Genomic DNA, 3,324 nt, shown 5'->3' with positions numbered 1-3,324 from the left:
GTTAAATTATAGTGTTGCGGAATTAAGGGAAACTAAATTTCCTTTATCAGTATATACATATATTACATTTTTTGAATCCTTTATTAAAATGTATGGTTCTTCCACAATAATCTGGGATACATTTGATAAAATAAGATCATCTTTGTTCTGCAATGAAATAATCTCAACTTTCGAGAACAGTTCCTGCTCTGTCATCACTTGAGCCTCATCAAAATCTATAATAGAACAACTTTCTTCATCTGTCCCTTTGCAAGAAACAAATGATAATATAACAACAAATACGATTAAATACTTTTGAATACGCATCATAGAAATCAATATTTAAATTCACAATTCCGGCATTGCTTAGATTTGTGAATTTTCTAAGCAATGCCAAACTACATTTTCAAACTTTTATACTTTTAACATGGATTCTTCATTTTTCCGATTCCTTTAAAGATTGATTTCTCCACGATACACAGTATCGCCATAAATCATATACAAGATAAAGTCACCTTTTAAGGTACTAGGAAAAGCCGCATTTGTGCTCCCTTCTGGAGCTGTCAGACTGTAAACGATTTTGTCACCTCTGTATGCATATATCATAATAGGTGCGCTGCTAGACTCAAAAGACAAGAGATTATCCTCTAAAAAGACTTCTGGCGACCAGGGCATTTCTCGCTCCCATGGAATACCAGGCTTAGTAGGGTTTTCAAAAGAGTTGGGTTGCATTTCCACTCTAACTTTTGTGCCAGCTAAAACATTTCCGTTAAAAAGCAGACACGCATAAATCATTATTAAAAATCTTTTCATTTCATTTCTATTTTTTATTGTTGTTTTATGTCTGCAAAAATAGAACGAAAAAGCTTAACTTCCAAATATCAGCAGTACATTTAGTACATTATCTTTCAGAAAGTGTTGGTCTTGTTGCTTGTAACTCGCATTAAATCTGTATGTTAGAGCTAAAAGTATATTTAGTACATACTTCATTCCATCTCCTTTATCAATGCATCGAACTTCTTTATATTATCAGATTTAAACAACATTTGAACTAGTTTCTTGCGTTTATTTGTAATACTCTGCTTTGAAGCCCCCAGGAGATTAGCTATCTGAGAGGGCATGAAAGAAAGTCTTGTCAGTAGACAAATTCTAAACTCATCATCTAAAATGTCTTCAAATGAAGATAATTTTTGCCAAAAAGCAGGCAAACTTGCTTCAACTAATTTCTGCAGGTCTTTCCATTCACTAACAGTTGGTTGTTTACCTGTATTAGCGTATGCTTGGAATGCTAGAATAATCTTTGATTCCATAAATATATTTTCTTTTTTCCATTTTTCTTCATTCGCATTCGTTTTATAGATACTCAATATCCCATTCAGATTTACTATTTTAGAATCTTTAAGCTTGCTCTCCTTTTTAGTTGATACTAATTCTTTCTTGGTATGATCATATTGAGTTTGTATTTTTTGATTTCTTGCCTTCATTTTTCTTATTACCAAAAGTAATATCACTATCATTAAGAGAGATATGAATAAGGCTTTCCAAATATTTTTCGCTTCTTCTGCTTTTCTCGCAGCTTCTTTTTGACTTTCAGAATAATCGAACAAAGCCTGTACCTTACCTACTTCTTTTGCTGATAACCGGAAGTTTACGGTGTCATTTGCATCTGCATACAAACGTACATACTTCACCACTGAGTCTACCATTCCTTTATGACTATATATAGACATTAAACCCTTATATCCAGCTTCTAAATTTTCAATATCAGAAGGGTAGTTCAACAATTTGTGATAGCAATATAAAGCAGAATCCAATTGTCCTACGTCTATATAATACCAACCAAGATAATTATAGAAATATTCTGTTCCAGGATATAAAGGTTCTCCTTTTTTATCCAATAGTTTGGACTTTGCAAGATATTCATCAAGTGTTCGCTTGGCTTTTACATAGTCCTTCCTCTTTAAGTAGATTTCCGTCAACGGTATTAAAGTTGCAGCAGCATAATCATCCTTACCTATCTTTTTGTAGTATCGATAAGCCCGAGTTGCAATTTGATAAACCGAATCCATTTTCCCTAGTTGATAGAAAACGCTTATTTTACGTTCTTGTGCACGAACATATCCTAATGTATCATTTGCCATCAATGCAACTAATGCCTTCTTATCAAGTATCTTCGATTCCAATTGTGGATAACGTTGCAATCTATAGATATCCGCCATTTGTCCATAAACTTTAGACAAGAGGGAGAAGTTGCAGTCGCTCTTTGTTGTATCTATTTTTGCGACAGCTTCATTATAATATAGCAAAGCCTTGGGACTATTTCCCTTATCACGATATACACAGCCCATTAAATAGTTAGCCCAGGTCTTTTCTCCAGTATTGCCATAAAATGCATAATATTCTAGTACATCATTCATATAATTGATGGTATCCATGGCATAAAAGAGTTTATTCATTGCTTTTGTTCGAAGCAATAAATATTTCATTCTGTCTGATTTGGAGTATTTAGAAAGACGATTTCCATCTTGACTCAACATAGCCCAAGCTGTGTCGGGGGATTCCTCCAACACGTTCTCTATTTGCTGCAACCGTTGCTTCTCGTTTGAAGTACATGCAACAAATAATAATACTATCAACCCCAAAAGCAGATTTATACAGTTTTTATTTGATAACAATATTCTTTTCATTCTATCAATGAGCCCACTTTAAAAAGTAAGGCCTGTTTAAAATGTTTATATTTCACGAAAATAATCTCTGATTTATGCCGTTATCTGGAATATTTATCGTATCTTTACACCATCAATTAAAAGAATGACAATGTTTAAAAAGACAGATCCAAATCCTCAGTTAGATATATTCACGGCTCCCTCAATGCTGTTAGGAAGTCGTGCTTCAAATATGCCCCTTTTTAAAGTGGGCTCAGGTATCATTCTTGTAATGATTTAAGACATTTTCTAATTCATAACGATTCTTGCCGGCAAACTCCAGGGCGGATTCTAAGCGTTGCTCGTCGGAATCCACTACGGAACATGCCGTCAAAAAAAGTAGAAATAGTGTTAATAGAATTGGTTTCTTTTTCATCTTCGATATATACTAAATTTTATGCAAATATATGGAAAAAGAAAATACAATACGAAAAAATTAAGAAAAATTAAATATATTTATCGTAACTGTAACTACTCATGCCCTGGGGGGCTATCTTTGTATATCAATTGCTTATGCAGAAGCGTGTCAGATGTTGCATTTGTCTTAACTCCTCAGTGAGCGATAACTTCTTTAACTTTTGAACTTGTGAAACTTGTCCCCCAAAAAATATATAACCTTAATTCCGCAACACTATAATTT

At 33.5% G+C, this 3,324-nt stretch carries 3 protein-coding genes; all 3 read right to left on the bottom strand.

The features are described from left to right. Positions 1-6 precede the first annotated feature (6 nt). The 3 genes from DW657_RS16875 to DW657_RS16865 all read right to left on the bottom strand — a co-directional run bounded on the left by DW657_RS16875 (position 7) and on the right by DW657_RS16865 (position 2,666). On the bottom strand, positions 7-309 hold the full coding sequence (locus DW657_RS16875; RefSeq protein ID WP_118313511.1) for a 6-bladed beta-propeller: 303 nt from the start codon (positions 307-309) through the stop codon (positions 7-9). Positions 310-432: 123 nt separating this feature from the next. After that, positions 433-792 (bottom strand): hypothetical protein, encoded by a 360-nt coding sequence (locus DW657_RS16870; RefSeq protein WP_117664054.1) that lies wholly within the window; start codon positions 790-792, stop codon positions 433-435. Between the two features lie 173 nt (positions 793-965). Continuing rightward, a complete protein-coding gene (locus DW657_RS16865; RefSeq protein WP_118313510.1) occupies positions 966-2,666 on the bottom strand; it encodes a lipopolysaccharide assembly protein LapB in 1,701 nt (566 codons plus the stop codon). Positions 2,667-3,324 lie beyond the last annotated feature (658 nt).

This window comes from Prevotella sp. AM23-5, from assembly GCF_003473645.1.
Lineage (GTDB): Bacteria > Bacteroidota > Bacteroidia > Bacteroidales > Bacteroidaceae > Prevotella > Prevotella copri_A.
This window is presented reverse-complemented; position numbering and strand designations above follow the sequence as displayed.

What these genes read in the sequence shown, in the direction of transcription:
- DW657_RS16875 (WP_118313511.1), bottom strand. Translation starts at nt 309, where the DNA reads ATGATGCGTATTCAAAAGTATTTAATCGTATTTGTTGTTATATTATCA.
- DW657_RS16870 (WP_117664054.1), bottom strand. Translation starts at nt 792, where the DNA reads ATGAAAAGATTTTTAATAATGATTTATGCGTGTCTGCTTTTTAACGGA.
- DW657_RS16865 (WP_118313510.1), bottom strand. Translation starts at nt 2,666, where the DNA reads ATGAAAAGAATATTGTTATCAAATAAAAACTGTATAAATCTGCTTTTG.